This is a genomic window from Rhodovulum sp. PH10 (assembly GCF_000293785.1).
Classification (GTDB): Bacteria; Pseudomonadota; Alphaproteobacteria; order Rhizobiales; family Xanthobacteraceae; genus Rhodoplanes.
Genome location: NZ_AKZI01000251.1, coordinates 1 through 492 on the forward strand (window position 1 = coordinate 1; position 492 = coordinate 492).

Below are 492 nucleotides of genomic sequence, written 5' to 3' on the forward strand. Positions count from 1 at the left end.
GCGCTCGTCGACCCGGCTCGGGATGTGGGTCGCGCCGAGGCAGCTCACCGCCTCGACATTGCCGAACACGTTGTCGAGCACGTAGCGCCAGTGGCACAGCATGTCGAGCATGATGCCGCCGCCCTCGGCGAGCTTGTAGTTCCAGCTCGGCCGCTGCGCCGGCTGGCCCCAGTCGCCCTCGAACACCCAGTAGCCGAACTCGCCGCGCACCGAGAGCATCTTTCCGAAGAAGCCGGAGTCGCGCAGCATGGTCAGCTTGCGCAAGCCCGGCAGGAAGAGCTTGTCCTGCACCACGCCGTTCTTCACGCCGCGCGCTTTTGCGAGCTTGGCGACCTCGGCGGCCTTGGCGACCGTCTCGGCGATCGGCTTCTCGCAATAGACGTGCTTGCCGGCCTCGATCGCGCGGGCCAGCAGGTCGCAGCGCATCTGGGTGGTGCCGGCGTCGAAGAAGATGATGTCGTCGGGATTCTTCAGCGCGGCGTCGAGATCGGA

Annotated in this window: 1 protein-coding gene; it reads right to left on the reverse strand. The window is 67.1% G+C overall.

All coding sequences use genetic code 11. The features are described 5' to 3' along the window. On the reverse strand, window positions 1-492 hold a 492-nt coding region (locus A33M_RS21860), incomplete at both ends, for a Gfo/Idh/MocA family protein (RefSeq protein ID WP_040622736.1).